At 73.2% G+C, this 306-nt stretch carries 1 protein-coding gene; it reads left to right on the forward strand.

Annotated features, from left to right (window positions below):
* A partial coding sequence (locus OO54_RS41075) for a GTP-binding protein (protein ID WP_033212923.1) occupies nt 1-306 on the forward strand: 306 nt, incomplete at both ends.

Below are 306 nucleotides of genomic sequence, written 5' to 3' on the forward strand. Positions count from 1 at the left end.
CAAGCGCGGCCAGGAGGCGCCCGACCTGGCACTGCTCACCGACGGCCTGCGGGCCGAGCGCGAGCAGGGCATCACCATCGACGTGGCCTACCGCTACTTCGCGACCGCCCGCCGCCGGTTCATCCTCGCCGACACCCCCGGGCACGTGCAGTACACCCGGAACATGGTCACCGGCGCCTCCACCGCCGAACTGGCCGTGGTCCTCGTCGACGCCCGCAACGGCGTCGTCGAGCAGACCCGCCGCCACGCCGCCGTCGCCGCCCTGCTCCGCGTCCCGCACGTGGTCCTGGCCGTGAACAAGATGGA

It is taken from the genome of Streptomyces wedmorensis, assembly GCF_000716445.1.
GTDB classification, from domain to species: Bacteria; Actinomycetota; Actinomycetes; order Streptomycetales; family Streptomycetaceae; genus Streptomyces; species Streptomyces wedmorensis.